Here is a 15,002-nt window from a genome sequence, read left to right as displayed (position 1 = left end):
CTAGACGAAGCTTCGAATGCGGATTCCGGCATCCTGCAGCGCGGAGCGCACCGCACCGACCAGCGCGACCGCGCCGGGGGTGTCGCCGTGCAGGCAGATGCTTTCGGCCGTCACCGTGAGGAGGCTGCCGTCGACCGTGCGCACCTGGCGGTCACCGGCCAGGCGGAGCGCCTGCTCGGTGACAGCGTCGGGGTGCAGCAGCACGGCGCCGGGCCGGGACCGCGAGACCAAAGAGCCGTCGGAGTTGTAGGCGCGGTCGGCGAAAGCCTCCACGACCGTGCGGAGCCCCGCCGCGTCGGCGAGGCGCTGGATCTCGGAATCGGGCAGCACCATCACGGGCAGGCTCGGGTCGACGGCGCGGATCGCGTCGACGACGGCCTGCGCCTGCACCTCGTCGTGCGCGATGGTGTTGTAGAGGGCGCCGTGCGGTTTGACGTAGCTGACCCGGGTTCCGGCGACCGCGGCCAGGGCCTGCAGCGCGCCGATCTGGTAGATCACCTCGTCGGTGAGGTGACCGGGCTCCATGTCGATGAACCGGCGGCCGAAGCCGGCCAGGTCCCGGTAGCCCGGGTGCGCGCCGACCGTCACGCCGGCTGCGGCGGCGGCGGTGCAGGTGGCGCGGATCGTGCTCGGATCCCCGGCGTGGAAGGCGCAGGCCACGTTCACGCTGGAGACGGAGGAGATGATCGCTGCGTCGTCGCCGAAGGACCAGTTGCCGAAGGATTCCCCGACATCACTGTTTAGATCGATGCTGTCTGAATCGATGCTGGACATCCGGGTCTCCGTCCGTGGAAGTTTGGTTAAGGATGCACCACTTCCACAGATTGTTCAACAATGTATTGGCGGGTGAAAGCCCGATTCGGCGCCGGAGTCAGTTCGCGGGGCTGTCGATCGAGGGCTCGGAGGGCGGCACGGAACCCTCGAGGGTCTCCTCGAGCCGGGCGTCGTCGTTCTGGGGCAGGGTGATCGCGAAGAACGGGATCGTCCAGTGGCAGAGCGGGCCGACGAGCACGGCGAAGAGCACCGTGCCGATGCCCACGTTGCCGCCGAGCGCCCAGCCGATGCTGAGCACGGTCACCTCGATGCCCGTGCGCACGATCCAGATGCGCCAGCCGGTGCGCTGGTGCAGGCCCGTCATCAGCCCGTCGCGCGGGCCGGGGCCGAAATGCGCGCCGATATAGAGGCCGGTAGCGATCGCCAGCACCAGAAGCCCGGCAGCGAACAGCAGGATGCGCACCCACAAATCCTGCCCCGTCGGGATCAGCCAGAGGCCGACATCCGCCGCCGGCCCGACGAGCAGGGCGTTCAGCACGGTGCCCACGCCCGGCTTCTGGCGCAGCGGGATCCAGAGCAGCAGCACGACGCCGCTGATCAGGATGGTGACCAACCCAAAACCGAGGCCGGTGCGGCCGGATATGCCCTGGGTGAGGACGTCCCACGGGGCCACGCCGATCTCGCCGCGCACAATCAGCGCGATCCCCAAGCCGTAGAGGAAGAGGCCGATGAGGAGCTGGACGAGGCGACGGGTCATGGAAGTCCATCCAATTGCACTATCGGCCCGTTATCAAGTTGCCAGGCCGACCCGGCCCGGCGTCGCGGATGCCGCCTTCCGCGCCGCCGGCGACCTGTCGGGCCGGCCGCTCGTGCGCAGACCGTGCCTAGTCGTCGAGAACGAAGGTGACTTCGATCACGACGTCGTACGAGGTAATCTCACCGTCTGTCACCTCCACCTTCTGTTCCTTGACCCAGGCGCCGGAGACCCCGCGCAGGGTCTTGCTCGCCCGGGCGATGCCGACGGCGACGGCATCCTCGAAGGATCTGTCGGACCGGATGCTGAGTGTTGTTACGCGTGCCACAGACATAATTGCTCCTTGTCGTTCGGGTTGATGGTGCGTCTTGCGGCCGAGGGTACGCCCCTCCGCCTGCCTCGGCCCGACGGATGCCCCGGGCAGGGAAGTCTGCACACCCTGCAATGAGATACTGAACGGGTGCATTTTCTCGCTGTCTTGAGCATGAAGAACCGGGCGCTGATCGCGCTGATCACCATCGTCGTCGCCGTTTTCGGCAGCCTCGCCCTGACCAGCCTCAAGCAGGAGCTGATCCCTTCCCTGCAGCTGCCGCAACTGGTGGTCTCGACGAGCTACCCGGGCGCCTCGCCCGAGGTCGTCAACGACGACGTGTCGACGCCGATCGAGACGGCGATCCAGGGCATCCCCGGGCTCGAATCCACCTCGACGACCAGCAGCACCAACGCGTCGCTGGTCAGCGCCACGTTCACCTACGGCACCGACCTGGTCAAGGCCGAATCGCGCATCAGCCAGGCCATCAACCGCATCAAGTCGACCATGCCTGAGAACCTCGACCCGCAGGTGCTCTCCGGCAGCATCGACGACTTCCCGGTGCTCTCCCTCGCCGTGTCCGGCGGCGACCGCGACACCCTCGCCGACGACCTCAAGCGCAGCGTACTGGGCGACATCCGTGATGTGCAGGGCGTGCGCGAGGCAGCCCTGGTCGGCGACGTCGGCCGCCGCGTGGCCATCACGCCGGATGCCGCGAAGCTGGCCGAACGCGGCCTGACCAGCCAGGGCATCCGCAGTGCGCTGGAACAGAACGGGTCGCTGATCCCGGCCGGTTCGCTGACCGAAGACGACACCACCCTCTCGGTGCAGACCGGCTCGAAGCTCGGCGAGGCCGAGGACATCGCGGCGCTTCCGATCCTCGCCCCGGTGCCCGGCGCGGGTCTGACCACCATCGGCGACGTCGCCAACGTCGCCCTCGGCGAGAACCCGGTCGCGAGCATCTCCCGTGTCGACGGGCAGCCGGCCCTGACCATCGCGGTCACCAAGGTGCCCGCAGCGAACACGGTCGACGTGTCCGAGGCCGTGCGCGCGATCCTGCCCCAGCTGGAGGCGGCGGTCCCCGGCGCGACCTTCACGGTCGTCTTCGACCAGGCTCCGTTCATCCAGGAATCGATCGACGCGCTCACCGAAGAGGGCCTGCTCGGACTGATCTTCGCCGTTCTCGTGATCCTCGTGTTCCTGCTCTCGGTGCGGGCGACCCTGGTCACGGCGATCTCGATCCCGACCTCGGTGCTGATCACCTTCATCGGCCTGCAGGGCGTGGGCTATTCGCTGAACATCCTCACCCTCGGCGCCCTCACCATCGCGATAGGGCGCGTCGTAGACGACTCCATCGTGGTGATCGAGAACATCACCCGCAACCTGGTCGAGGGCGCCGACCGCGCCGCGACCATCGTGCGCGCGGTGCGCGAGGTGGCCGGGGCGATCACGGCATCCACCATCACCACCGTCACCGTGTTCCTGCCGATCGCGTTCGTCGGCGGCTCGACCGGGGAACTGTTCCGGCCGTTCGCGCTAACCGTCTCGATCGCCCTGCTCGCGTCGCTGCTGGTGTCTCTGACCATCGTGCCCGTGCTCGCATACTGGTTCCTGCGGCCGGCCAGGGCGGTCGCGCCCGCCCCGGTGGTTGAGCTCGTCGAAACCCCCCTGGCCCTTACTGCGGAGGTTTCGACAGGCTCGCCGATCTCGACAGGCCCGCCCACCGTCAGCGTCGAGCCCACGACCTCGCGCCGCACCCGCCACAACGGCAGCGCGGACGCCCCGCCCGAGGAGCGCCCGAGCCGCCTTCAGACCGGCTACCTCCCGGTCATCCGCTGGACCCTGAACCACGCCGTCGCGACACTCCTGGTCGCGGTGCTCGTCCTGGGCGGCACGGTGGCCCTGGTTCCCTATATGAAGATCAACTTCCTCGGCTCGACCGGGCAGACCACCTTCCAAGTCACCCAGACACTGCCGGTGGGCACCAGCCTCGCAGCTCAGGACGACGCCTCCACGGCCGCCGAGAAGTCCCTTCGCGGCACCGACGGCGTCGAAATCGTGCAGGTCTCCATCGGTGGCGGCAACGCCCTGGCCGCATTCGGCGGCGGCGTGTCGTCAAACACCGTGACCTACTCGATCACCACCGACGGGGAGGCCAACCCCGACGAGGTTCAGGATGTCGTGCGAGACCAGCTCACGGCCCTGAACGGAAGCGGAGAATTCTCGATCTCGTCCGGCGGAGGGTTCGGCGGGACATCCGATATCGCCGTGGATGTGACCGCGGCGACGAACGCCGACCTGCAGAGGGCCACCGACGCGGTGCTCGCCTCCGTGGAGGACCTCGACGCGATCAAGGAGAGCTCAAGCAATCTGGCGGCCTCACGCCCCTACATCGCGGTGACCGTCGACCGGGATGCCGCGGGTGCCGTGGGCCTGAGCGAGCTCGCCCTGGGCGCACTGGTGTCGCAGGCCATGCAGCCGAGCGTGATCGGATCCATCGTGATCGACGAGACGACCCTGTCGGTCTACCTGCAGTCCGAGGCGCCGCCGACGACGACGGCCGAGCTCGCGGCCCTGAGTATCCCGACCCTGGCCGGACCGGTTGCCCTGGACACCCTGGCCACGGTCGAGCAGGTCGAGGGTCCGTCCACCCTCACCACGACGAAGGGGCTGCGCACGGCGACCGTGTCCGCCACCCCCAGCATCGACGACCTGGGTGCGGCCAACGCGCAGATGACGGCAGCCCTGGCCGACACCGCTTTGCCGGAGGGCGCGACGGCGACCCTCGGCGGGGTCACCGCCGACCAGACCGAGGCGTTCGCGCAGCTCGGGCTCGCGCTGCTGATCGCCATCCTGATCGTCTACATCGTGATGGTGGCGACCTTCCGGTCGCTGCTGCAGCCACTGCTGCTGCTGGTGTCGGTGCCGTTCGCGGCGACCGGCGCGATCGCCCTGCAGGTGATCACCGGCATCCCGCTGGGTGTGCCCTCGCTGATCGGCGTGCTGATGCTGATCGGCATCGTCGTGACCAACGCCATCGTGCTGATCGACCTGGTCAACCAGTACCGGCGTCGCGGGCAGTCGGTGCGGGAGGCGCTGGTCAACGGTGCGTCCCGTCGTCTGCGCCCGATCCTGATGACCGCGCTCGCCACGATATTCGCGCTGCTGCCGATGGCGGTCGGCCTCACCGGAACGGGTGGTTTCATCTCGCAGCCGCTGGCCCTCGTTGTCATCGGCGGGCTGGTCTCCTCGACCGTGCTGACCCTGGTGGTGCTGCCCGTGCTGTACTTCCTGGTCGAGGGCGGCCGGGAGCGCCGGGCCGAGCGGCGCGAGCTGCGCGCATCCGCCGGCGCCATCTCCGACGTGTCCCGTGCCTGACTTCTGCACAGTGTGAGCCGCGCGGCGAACGGCCGCATGTTTCCGCGCATCCGCCGGGCCGAGCGGCGCGCATCCGCCGGGGTTATGCACGCAACGCTGCGGCTAACTCAGGAAAACCGGTGTCGGCTGCAGCCCCTGCCCCCGGAATCAGGCAACGGATGCCGCGGCCTGCCCCGGATCTCCTGAGTTGGCCACCGTGCGGCCGAAGCCGGCCCGGCTCTAGAAGCTGACCGGGGCCGGGGCCAGCGGGCCGGTGCGCACGAGCACGGTGCTGTCGTCGTCACAGCCCTCGATCGGGTTCGGAGTGGCCACCCGGCTCGCGGTGTCCCAGCCGGGCAGCGTCACGTCGAGGGCGCCGACCGGCACGAGGGGACAGCCGTACGCGCCGGCTTGGCCGAGGTGCAGCAGGCTGTACGCGGATGTCCCGGGCGCCAACGCGAGGACCGCCACCGGGTACCAGCGTCCCGGCTCGGTGTCGGAAGCGGACCCGACCGGCACATTCGGGGCCGCGCCGACCAGAGTCGTCACCGGGTAGCCCTCGACCGTGCACGCCGCCGGGCCGGTGTTCGTGAGGCGCAGGTCCCAGTAGAAGTTGCCCATGCCGCTGTCCTGAGGCCTCGACTGCAGCGACAGCGCCAGTTGGTTCGAACCGCAGGTGCCGGCGGAGGCCGAATCGGCGGGAGCGGGTGTCGAGGACTGCGTGGCTGGGGAGGTCGGGGTCGAAGCTGCCGTCGGGGTCGAACCGGGCGGCGAGACATCGCCGGTCGGGGGTGAACCCGGCCCCGCGCATCCGGCCAGCACCAACGCCGCCGCGCACCCCAGTCCGACTGCCATTGACCGCCCTAGACCCCGCATCACCGTCATAGCCCCAGTTTCACACTGCCTGGGCGTTGTCGCCCAGGGACACGGGCGCGGGCCAAAGATATGTAACATCCCCCGCGAAGCTGACCTAGACTCATTTCCAAAGGGGGGGTCTGATGACCACGCAATTTCCGAAGTTCCTGGACGCACGCTACCGGGTTAAGGACCTGATCGGCCGCGGCGGAATGGCCTCGGTCTACCGGGCCACCGACGAGCGTCTGGGTCGGGACGTGGCGATCAAGATCTTCGAACTTCGCGCCACCGACGTGCCCAATATTCAGCGCCAGCAAGCCGAGATCAACGTGCTGGCAAGCCTGAACCACCACAGCATTGTCACCCTGTTCGACGTCGGTGTGGACCGGACCGAGGCGGACCACCCGCAGATCTTCCTCGTGATGGAGCTCGTGGACGGCATCAACCTGCGTCAGCGACTCGACCGGGATCCGATGTCGACGCGGCACATCGCCCAGATCGGTTACGACCTGGCGGAGGGGCTCGACTACATCCACGGGCGCGGCGTCATCCACCGTGATATCAAACCGGCGAACATCCTCCTTGCGGAATACAGCTCGGATTCCCGAGCGCGCGCGCGGCTGACCGATTTCGGCATCGCCCTGTTCCCGGACAGCGCGCGGGTGACCACCCAGGGGATGACGACGGGCACGGCCGCCTATCTCAGTCCGGAGCAGGCCCGGGGAGAGAACCTCGGCCCGGCGAGCGACATCTATGCGTTGGGGCTCGTGCTCCTGGAATGCTTCACCGGTGAGACGGCGTTCCCCGGGGAGCCGATCCCGTCGGCCCTGGCCAGACTCCAGCGCGACCCTGCCATCCCGCAGGAACTCGCCCCGGAGTGGCGGCACCTTCTGTCGACCATGCTGGCCCGCAAGCCGGAGCAGCGCCCGCCGACCGCGGAGGTGGTGCTCGCTCTGCACCAGGCTGTTATCGCGGAAACCGGCCGCCATCGTAGTGCCGTGGATCACCTCGTCAGCGACGAACCCGCACGGCTGCACGAGGTCGCGCGCCTCGACATTCTCGACACTCCCGCCGACGGCGCCTTCGACCGGATTGCCGCGCTCGCCGCCCGGTTGTGCGATGTGCCGATCGCGATCGTCAGTATCGTCGACACCGACCGTATCTGGTTCAAATCGCATCACGGCCTCGACCTCGAGGAGATCCCCCGCGATCCGGGCCTCTGTGCCTCGGCCATCATGTCCGAGGGACCCTGGGTGGTAGAGGATGCCCGCACCGACCCGCGCGCGCTCGCAAACCCACTCGTGGCCGAGGAATTCGGCCTGCAGTTTTATGCCGGAGTACCCCTGACGACCCGGAACGGTTACAACCTCGGCACCCTGTGCGTTATCGACTTCCGACCGCGCGCCATCACCGCGCCCGAGCTCCGCATCCTCACCGACCTTGCCGCTCTGGTGATGAGCGAACTCGAACTGCGGCTGGAAAGCCGGCGCGCCGCTCTTTCCTGAAGGGAAGCGGCCCCATGAGCGGTCAGGCGGTGTGGCCAGGCGCAGTGGTCACGCGGAGTCCTCGCTCAGCCGGCACCGACCTCGATGACGCTGACGCGCAGCCCGTCGAGAGCGGCGACCCGCAACTGGTAGTCCCCGGCCGAGACGGTGTCGCCCACCTGGGGCATGCGTCCGAGCCGGTAGGTCACGAAGCCGGCCGCGGTCTCATAGGGGCCGTCCTCGAGTTCGACTCCTGTGGCATCCGTGAAGTCTTCGATATTCAGGCCGCCATCCGCCAGCCGGGCCTGGCCGTTCTCGTCGGAGTGTCCCTCGGGCACAGGCAGGTCGTATTCGTCGTGGATCTCACCCACGAGCTCCTCAACGAGATCCTCGAGAGTCACGATACCGTCGGTGCCGCCGTATTCGTCGACGACGATCGCGATGTGCACGCCGGCACGGCGCAGCTGGGTCATGGCCGGCAGGATGCGATTGGTGCCGGGAAGGAAGACGATGGCCCGCACCACCTCGGCTACGGTCGTCGCGCCGGGGTGGGCGTCGGGGTCCAGGAGATCGCGCACGTGTACGAAGCCCAGCACCTCGTCGATTGAGCGGCCGATCACCGGGTAGCGCGAGTGCGGCAGCGACCGGATCTCCTCCAGGGCGGCGGGAATCGTCTGCGTGCCGACCAGGAAGTCGACGTCTCCGCGATGGCGCATCACCTCCTTGACCAGCCGGTTGGTGGCGTCGAGCACTTCACTCAGGATGTGCCGTTCCTCGACCTCGAGGCCCTCGTGTGCGTCGACGAGGTCGCGCAACTCCTCATCAGACACGAGCTCGCTCCGGGCGTGCGGGTCTCCGCCCAGGAGCCGCACAACGGCGTTCGTCGAGACGGACAGCAGCCAGATCACGGGGCGCATCAGGGTCGCGAAGACCTGGAGCGGTGGCGCGAGCGCGAGCGCGAAGCTGCTGGCCTTCTGCAGCGCGAATCGCTTCGGCACGAGTTCCCCCAACACCAGGGAGAGGTAGGCGACGAGGAGCGTCAGACCGACCAGGGCAAGCGTGTCCGCGGCGCCTTTCGACAGCCCGAGTACCACCAGCAGTGGAGCGAGGTCGGGCGCCAGCGTGGAGGCACCGTAGGCGGCGGACAGGAATCCGGCGACGGTGACGCCGATCTGCACGGCCGCCAGAAACCGGTTCGGGTCCCGGGCCAGGTGGGCGACCGTTTTGCCACGGGTGCTTTCGCGTTCCAGCGCGCGCAGCTGGCTCTCGCGCAGGGACACCAACGCCAACTCGGTCGCTGCGAACACGCCGCCGATGAGCACGAACAGCAGCACGAGCGCCAGGTTGAGCCAGGTATAAACGTCCATGCCGGTCATTCTAAAGCCGTTCGAGGACTCCACCCGGGCCGCGCCGCTGCGTCGGCTCCTCCTGCGTGTGGCTAACTCAGGAGATCCGGCGAGTCGGCTGCTGATCGCGTGGCGGTGCCGCGGAATTGCAGGGGGCGTGGTGACGAAGCCAGCCATTCTCCTGAGTTGGCCACGGGCGGGTGGGCTCCTGGCCGGCCGGCGAGCTGCCTGGACGTCGGCTGGATGGCTGTCCGGCGACGGAGTGTCCTGGCCCGGGAGGTGGTCTTCGATGCCTCGCGTGCATAACTCCTGCGATTTCTCGGGACCGGCGCCGGACATCCGCGGAATTCCGGGGGTGCCCGATGAGTGATTGAGCAATGTGCAGGAGTCATGCGCGACGGGGTGGGTTGGAGGATGACGGCGAGGGAGAGGGGAGAGTGAGGGCGCGAGGCGGGAATCCCTCGGTCAGGCCGGGAGCGGTGATGGGCCGCGGCGGCCGGCCCGCACACCCTGCCGCCAGACCGCCCAGGTCAGCGGCACGCCTGGGCGGTAGGCGAGATGAGCGACGGATGGCGCGTCAAGCACCTGCAGGTCGGCCCGCCCGCCCACGCGCAGGGCTCCGACCGCGTCCGTTCCCGTGTCGCGGCCGAGAGCCCGGGCTCCGCCGCGGGTCGCCGCCCACACCGCCTCCTCGATCGTCAGACCCATTTGCAGCACCGCGGTGGCCACGCAGAACGCCATCGACGTCGTGTAGGAGCTGCCCGGATTGCAGTTGGTGGCCAGGGCGATGCTCGCGCCGGCGTCGAGCAGCCGCCGGGCCGGCGGGAACGGCTGCCGCGTGGAGAGGTCGCAGGCGGGCAGGAGGGTGGCCACGGTGGCTGAGGCGGCGAGGGCGTCGAGGTCCGCCGGCTCGAGGTGGTTGCAGTGGTCGACGCTCGCCGCGCCGAGCTCCACCGCGAGGCGCACCCCGCCGCTGAATCCCAGCTGGTTGCCGTGCAGGCGCAGGCCGAGGCCGGCGGCGCGGCCGGCCAGCAGCACCTCCCGGCTCTCCGCCACATCGAACGCCCCGACCTCGCAGAACACGTCGACGAACTGTGCGTGCGGAGCCACCAGGGCGAGCATCGGCCCGGTGACCAGGTCCAGGTAGTCGCGCCGGTCGATGCCCGGCGGCACGATATGCGCGCCGAGGAATGTGACGACATCGGCGACGGATGCCGCCACCCGAGCCGACCGCGCCTCGCTCGCCAGGTCGAGGCCGTAGCCGGTCTTGCTCTCGAGGAACGTGGTGCCCTGCGCCTCCGCCTCTCGCCGCAGCCGGGCCGCCGTGGCCGTGAGCTGCGCCTCGGTTGCGGCGCGAGTGGCAGCCACGGTGGTCAGGATTCCCCCCGCCGCGTAGGGCTGCCCGCCCATCCGGGCCTCGAATTCCGCGGCCCGGTCGCCCGCGAACACCAGGTGGGTGTGGCTGTCGACCCAGCCGGGCAGAGCGGCCCGGCCGCCGGCATCCGTGCGGACATCGGCCGCCGGTGCCGCGGACGCCGGTCCGATCCACGCGATGCGGCCGCCCTCGATCACGAGGGCGGCGTCGGCGAGGCGCGGGGCGCCGTCCGCCTGCGTGGTCAGTTCCCGGATACCGGTGATCAGCTCGGTCGGTTCGGGGGTCATGGTCGTTCTCCTGACGCGAGCGCGGCGGTGCCGTCGAGCGCGGCGAGGGCGTCGCGCAGCAGGATCTCGGGTCGCAGCTCGGGTCGCAGCTCGGGTTGCAACGTGCTCGACGGGCGCCCGCCAGGCCCGCCCGCGCCACCCACCAGCACCCCGGAGTCGGCGACGACGCGTCCGCCCACGATCACCCGGCGCACGTCGGCGGCCGTCGCGGTCAGCGGCAGCTGCTCCGGCAACGATCCGGCTGTGCGGATGCTGTCGCTCGCCACCTCCACGAGGTCGCACAGGTCACCGGGGATGAGGCGCTGCCGGCCGAGTCCGAGCGCGGCATAGCCGTGGTCCGAAGCGGCCACGAGCAGTTCGGCGGGCGTGAACCGGCCGCGCCGGCCCGATGCCAGGCGCTCGCCGGCCTCCAGGCCGCGCATCTCGAGCAGCGGGTCGATGACGGCGTTCTGGTCCGAGCCGAGGGCTATCCGCGCGCCGGCCCGCTGCAACGCCAGGGCCGGCCCGATCCCGTCGCCGAGGTCGGCTTCCGTGGTCGGGCAGATCACAACCGAGGCCCCGGATGTCCCGATCAGCGCCAAATCCTCGTCGGTGAGGTGCGTGGCGTGCACGACGCTCAGCCGCGGAGCGAGCGCCCCGATCCAGGCCAGCACCTCGGTTGGGGTCCGGCCGTAGGCGGCCCGGCAGTCCGCGTTCTCCTGAGGCTGCTCCGACAGGTGGATGTGCAGTGGAACGGCATCGGGCAGCCCGGCGAGCGCCTCCCGGATCGCGGTCGGGGACACCGCCCGCACCGAATGGATCGCCGCGCCCAGGGTGACGCGGGCATCCGTGCCGGCCTGGATGTCGGCCTGGCTGTCAGCAGGGGAGCCGTCGCCGTCATCGGCCGTGGCAGCACGGCCGAGCGCCGCGCGCAGCGAGTGCCACCGGGCCAGCCAGGCGGCCGCCGATCCGTCGCCGAAGGCGCGCTGCGCGGGGGTGAGGGGCATCCCGATCCCGCCGTCGAGGTAGAGCGTGTCGAGCAGCACCAGACGGATGCCCACCTCCCGTGCCGCGGCCGCCAACGCCAGTTCCATGGCGTGTTCGGCGGGGTATCGGGAGCCGCCCGGCCGGTGATGCAGATAGTGGAACTCGCCGACTGCCGTGAAACCGGAGGCCAGCATCTCGGCGAACACCGCCCGTGCCAGCAGGAAGTACCGCTTGGGGTCGAGGCCGGCGGCCACCTGGTACATGGCCTCCCGCCACTGCCAGAAGTCGCCGCCGGCGTCGTGGGTGCGGCCCCGCAACGCCCGGTGGAAGGCGTGCGAGTGCGCGTTGGCCAGCCCCGGCAGCACGGTGCCGAGCCGCACGTCGCCGGGCCGCGGCTCGGAGCGCGGTGTGACAGCCTGAAGGCGCCCGTCCGTGCCCACCTCCAGCCGCACGCCGGGCAGGGCAGCCCCGTCGACCAGCGCCAGTTCGCACCAGTAGGCGGCCACCGGTGTCCCCGACTGTCCAGCCCCAGCCTCGACCCCCCGCGCGCTCACAGCAGGCTCCGCAGCAGGGTCTCCAGGGCGTCGATCCCGGCGACGCAGTCGCCCACCTCGGCGAATTCCTCGGGGGAGTGCGAGACGCCGGTGGGATTGCGCACGAAGAGCATGGCGCTCGGCACGCTCGCTGCGAGCACGCCTGCATCGTGCCCGGCGCCCGTCGGCAGGGCCGGAACGAGGGCGTCACCGCCGAGCACCGACCGGAATCGTCCCACGAGCTCGGGGTCGAACGTCACCGTTCCGGTCCAGGACTCCTCGGTGACGGCCACGGAGCATCCGTTCACCAGGGCGGCCTCGCCGACGGCCGCCTCGATTGCGGCGACCAGGTCGCGGGTCTCGGCGTCGGTGGGCGCGCGGGCGTCGAGCCAGGCGTGCACGGATGACGCGATCACGTTGGTCCCGCCCGGCACCACCTCCAGGCGGCCGACCGTGGCGCGCGCGCCGGGGTGGTTCCCGGCGGCATCCTGCACGGCGACGATCGCGCGGGCAGCGGCCACGAGCGGGTCGCGGCGGTCTTCCATCGGGGTGGCGCCGGCGTGGTTGCCCTGGCCGGTCACGGTGAGGCGCCAGCGCCCGTGCGCGAGGATCGACGACGCCACCGCCACGGGCCGGCCGAGGTCGACCAGGCCGCGGCCCTGCTCCACGTGCAGCTCGATGAAGAGGCCGATTCGGGCCAGGGCGTCCCGGTCGGCGCCGAGGTGCGCAGGGTCGAGCCCGGCGCGGCGGGCAGCCTGGGCCAGGGTGATCCCGTCGGCGTCGATGAGCGCGCGGGCCCGGTCGGCGTCGATGCCGCCGGTCAGCAGCCGGGAGCCCAGGCAGGCGATCCCGAATCGGGAGCCCTCCTCCTCGGCGCAGACGAGCACAGCGCAGGGGCGGGACGGCGTGAACCCGGATGCCCGCAGCCGCGCGACGGCCTCGAGCGCACTGACCACGCCGAGGGGGCCGTCATAGGCGCCGCCGCCGGGAACGGAATCCAGGTGGCTGCCCGTGACCACGGCATCCGGCCCCGGCTCTCCCCACCAGGCCCAGAGGTTGCCGTTACGGTCGGTCTCGACGCTGAGCCCGAGGCGCTCGGCGCGCAGGGCGAACCAGGTCCGCAGCTCGAGGTCGGCACCCTGCCAGAGGTGCCGGGAGTAGCCGCCGCGGCGGGAGTCCCGCCCGGTGTCGGCGATCTCGGCGAGTCCGGCGAGCATTCCGTGGGCGAGCTCGCTCATGCGCACACCCCACTCACTCCGACTCCCACATCGGCACGCGCAGGCCGCGCTCCCGGGCCACCTCCTCGGCCCGCTGATACCCGGCGTCGACGTGCCGCATCACGCCGGTGCCGGGGTCGTTGGTGAGCACCCGGGCGATCTTCTCGGCGGCCAGGGGGGTGCCGTCGGCCACGATCACCTGGCCGGCGTGGATGCTGCGGCCGATCCCGACGCCGCCGCCGTGGTGGATCGACACCCAGGTGGCGCCCGACGCCGTGTTCAGCAGCGCGTTCAGCAGCGGCCAGTCGGCGATCGCATCCGACCCGTCCAGCATGGCCTCGGTCTCCCGGTAGGGCGAGGCGACCGAGCCGGAGTCGAGGTGGTCGCGGCCGATCACGATCGGCGCGCTCAGCTCGCCCGACGCCACCATCTCGTTGAACTTCAGGCCGGCCCGGTGCCGTTCCTGGTAGCCGAGCCAGCAGATCCGGGCGGGCAGGCCCTCGAAGTGCACGGTGTTCTGCGCCTTCGTGATCCAGCGGCGCAGGTGCTCGTCCTCGGGGAACAGCTCCACGATGGCCTGGTCGGTCGCCGCGATGTCGGCCGGGTCGCCCGAGAGCGCCACCCAGCGGAACGGGCCTTTGCCCTCGGCGAACAGCGGGCGGATATATGCGGGCACGAACCCGGGAAAATCGAACGCCCGCGCGCAGCCGCCGAGCTCCGCCTCCGCCCGGATCGAGTTGCCGTAGTCGAAGACCTCGGCACCGGCATCCTGGAAGCCCACCATCGCGGTGACCTGTTTGGCCATGGATGCCCGGGCGCGCTCGGTGAACTCCTCGGGCTTCGCGGCCGCGTAGTCATGCCACTCCTCCGCAGTGACACCCTCCGGCAGGTAGGCCAGAGGGTCGTGCGCGCTGGTCTGGTCGGTGACGATGTCGATCGGCACCCGCCGCTCCAGCAGCTCGGCGAACACGGTCGCCGCGTTGCCGACCACGCCCACGGAGAGGGCGCGCTTCTCGTTCTTCGCCGCGAGTACCCGGGCGATGGCGTCGTCGAGGGTGGGTGCCAGTTCGTCGAGATAGCCATGCTCGACCCGGCGCAGTAGCCGGGACTCGTCCACGTCGACGATCAGCACGGCGCCGCCGTTCATGGTCACGGCCAGCGGTTGCGCGCCGCCCATGCCGCCGGCCCCACCGGTGAGGGTGAGCGTGCCGGCCAGGGTGCCGCCACTGTGTTTGTGAGGCCCGCCCTCACGGGCGGCGAACTTCGCGGCCACGGCGGCGAAGGTCTCATATGTGCCCTGCAGGATGCCCTGGGTGCCGATGTAGATCCACGAACCCGCCGTCATCTGGCCGTACATCGTCAGGCCGAGGGCCTCGAGGCGGCGGAACTCCGGCCAGGTCGCCCAATCGCCGACCAGGTTGGAGTTGGCGATCAGCACCCGCGGCGCCCACTCGTGCGTGCGGAACACGCCGACCGGCTTGCCGGACTGCACCAGCAGCGTCTCGTCCTTTTCCAGCGTGGTGAGCGTGCGAACGATGGCGTCATAGGCCTCCCAGTTGCGGGCGGCCTTGCCCGTGCCGCCGTAGACCACCAGGTTCTCCGGGTGCTCGGCCACCTCGGGGTCGAGATTGTTCATCAGCATCCGCAGCGGGCCCTCGGTCTGCCAGCTCTTCGCGGTCAACTTGGTGCCGCGGGCGGCGCGCACGGGGCGGGATTCGGACATCACTGTCTCCTAGGGGTTCGG

General features: G+C 70.4%; 11 protein-coding genes. 2 read left to right on the top strand and 9 right to left on the bottom strand.

The genetic code is table 11. The annotated features are described in order from the left end of the window. From E3O54_RS13880 to E3O54_RS13870, 3 genes are all read right to left on the bottom strand, one after another. On the bottom strand, positions 1-774 hold the full coding sequence (locus E3O54_RS13880) for a LamB/YcsF family protein (RefSeq protein WP_134343411.1): 774 nt from the start codon (positions 772-774) through the stop codon (positions 1-3). Between the two features lie 97 nt (positions 775-871). After that, complete coding sequence (locus E3O54_RS13875; protein WP_166784770.1) at positions 872-1,531, bottom strand: YitT family protein; 660 nt, start codon at positions 1,529-1,531, stop codon at positions 872-874. A gap of 127 nt (positions 1,532-1,658) precedes the next feature. Continuing rightward, a complete protein-coding gene (locus E3O54_RS13870; protein WP_104102676.1) occupies positions 1,659-1,862 on the bottom strand; it encodes a dodecin family protein in 204 nt (67 codons plus the stop codon). A 126-nt stretch (positions 1,863-1,988) separates the two neighbouring features. Here E3O54_RS13870 and E3O54_RS13865 point away from each other — a divergent pair, with 126 nt between their 5' ends. Further along, positions 1,989-5,216 (top strand): efflux RND transporter permease subunit, encoded by a 3,228-nt coding sequence (locus E3O54_RS13865; RefSeq protein WP_134401832.1) that lies wholly within the window; start codon positions 1,989-1,991, stop codon positions 5,214-5,216. A 219-nt stretch (positions 5,217-5,435) separates the two neighbouring features. On the opposite strand, the gene E3O54_RS17195 is transcribed toward E3O54_RS13865, so the two are convergent. Further along, a complete protein-coding gene (locus E3O54_RS17195; protein WP_166785326.1) occupies positions 5,436-6,050 on the bottom strand; it encodes a DUF4232 domain-containing protein in 615 nt (204 codons plus the stop codon). Between the two features lie 143 nt (positions 6,051-6,193). Between E3O54_RS17195 and E3O54_RS13855 the strand changes: the two genes are divergently transcribed. Further along, positions 6,194-7,555 (top strand): protein kinase, encoded by a 1,362-nt coding sequence (locus E3O54_RS13855; RefSeq protein ID WP_134401830.1) that lies wholly within the window; start codon positions 6,194-6,196, stop codon positions 7,553-7,555. A gap of 65 nt (positions 7,556-7,620) precedes the next feature. Here E3O54_RS13855 and E3O54_RS13850 read toward each other — a convergent pair whose 3' ends face one another. The 5 genes from E3O54_RS13850 to hutU all read right to left on the bottom strand — a co-directional run bounded on the left by E3O54_RS13850 (position 7,621) and on the right by hutU (position 14,981). Next, positions 7,621-8,901: a hemolysin family protein gene (locus E3O54_RS13850; RefSeq protein WP_104102664.1), complete on the bottom strand. Its 1,281-nt coding sequence runs from the start codon at positions 8,899-8,901 to the stop codon at positions 7,621-7,623. 444 nt (positions 8,902-9,345) lie between these two features. Further along, the gene (gene hutI, locus E3O54_RS13845; RefSeq protein WP_134373520.1) at positions 9,346-10,542 is read right to left on the bottom strand and encodes an imidazolonepropionase; all 1,197 of its coding nucleotides are present in this window, start codon (positions 10,540-10,542) and stop codon (positions 9,346-9,348) included. After that, positions 10,539-12,062 (bottom strand): formimidoylglutamate deiminase, encoded by a 1,524-nt coding sequence (locus E3O54_RS13840; RefSeq protein WP_241976908.1) that lies wholly within the window; start codon positions 12,060-12,062, stop codon positions 10,539-10,541. The genes hutI and E3O54_RS13840 overlap by 4 nt, the downstream gene beginning before the upstream one ends. Next, on the bottom strand, positions 12,059-13,279 hold the full coding sequence (locus tag E3O54_RS13835) for an allantoate amidohydrolase (RefSeq protein ID WP_198411495.1): 1,221 nt from the start codon (positions 13,277-13,279) through the stop codon (positions 12,059-12,061). Before E3O54_RS13835 ends, E3O54_RS13840 begins: the two co-directional genes overlap by 4 nt. Positions 13,280-13,292: 13 nt before the next feature. Continuing rightward, positions 13,293-14,981, bottom strand: a complete 1,689-nt coding sequence (gene hutU, locus E3O54_RS13830; protein ID WP_134401829.1) for a urocanate hydratase — start codon at positions 14,979-14,981, stop codon at positions 13,293-13,295. Positions 14,982-15,002: the final 21 nt, after the last annotated feature.

It is taken from the genome of Cryobacterium sp. TMT2-4 (assembly GCF_004402575.1).
In the GTDB taxonomy this organism is placed as follows: Bacteria; Actinomycetota; Actinomycetes; order Actinomycetales; family Microbacteriaceae; genus Cryobacterium; species Cryobacterium sandaracinum.
The sequence above is the reverse complement of the archived record's forward strand: the minus strand, read 5'-3'. Positions and strand labels throughout refer to the sequence as shown.

Bases quoted from the DNA above. Each gene is read 5' to 3' on its own strand.
- E3O54_RS13870 (WP_104102676.1), bottom strand. From the start codon at position 1,862: ATGTCTGTGGCACGCGTAACAACACTCAGCATCCGGTCCGACAGATCC.
- E3O54_RS13880 (WP_134343411.1), bottom strand. From the start codon at position 774: ATGTCCAGCATCGATTCAGACAGCATCGATCTAAACAGTGATGTCGGG.
- hutU (WP_134401829.1), bottom strand. From the start codon at position 14,981: ATGTCCGAATCCCGCCCCGTGCGCGCCGCCCGCGGCACCAAGTTGACC.
- E3O54_RS17195 (WP_166785326.1), bottom strand. From the start codon at position 6,050: ATGGCAGTCGGACTGGGGTGCGCGGCGGCGTTGGTGCTGGCCGGATGC.
- E3O54_RS13875 (WP_166784770.1), bottom strand. From the start codon at position 1,531: ATGACCCGTCGCCTCGTCCAGCTCCTCATCGGCCTCTTCCTCTACGGC.
- hutI (WP_134373520.1), bottom strand. From the start codon at position 10,542: ATGACCCCCGAACCGACCGAGCTGATCACCGGTATCCGGGAACTGACC.
- E3O54_RS13850 (WP_104102664.1), bottom strand. From the start codon at position 8,901: ATGGACGTTTATACCTGGCTCAACCTGGCGCTCGTGCTGCTGTTCGTG.
- E3O54_RS13835 (WP_198411495.1), bottom strand. From the start codon at position 13,279: ATGAGCGAGCTCGCCCACGGAATGCTCGCCGGACTCGCCGAGATCGCC.
- E3O54_RS13855 (WP_134401830.1), top strand. From the start codon at position 6,194: ATGACCACGCAATTTCCGAAGTTCCTGGACGCACGCTACCGGGTTAAG.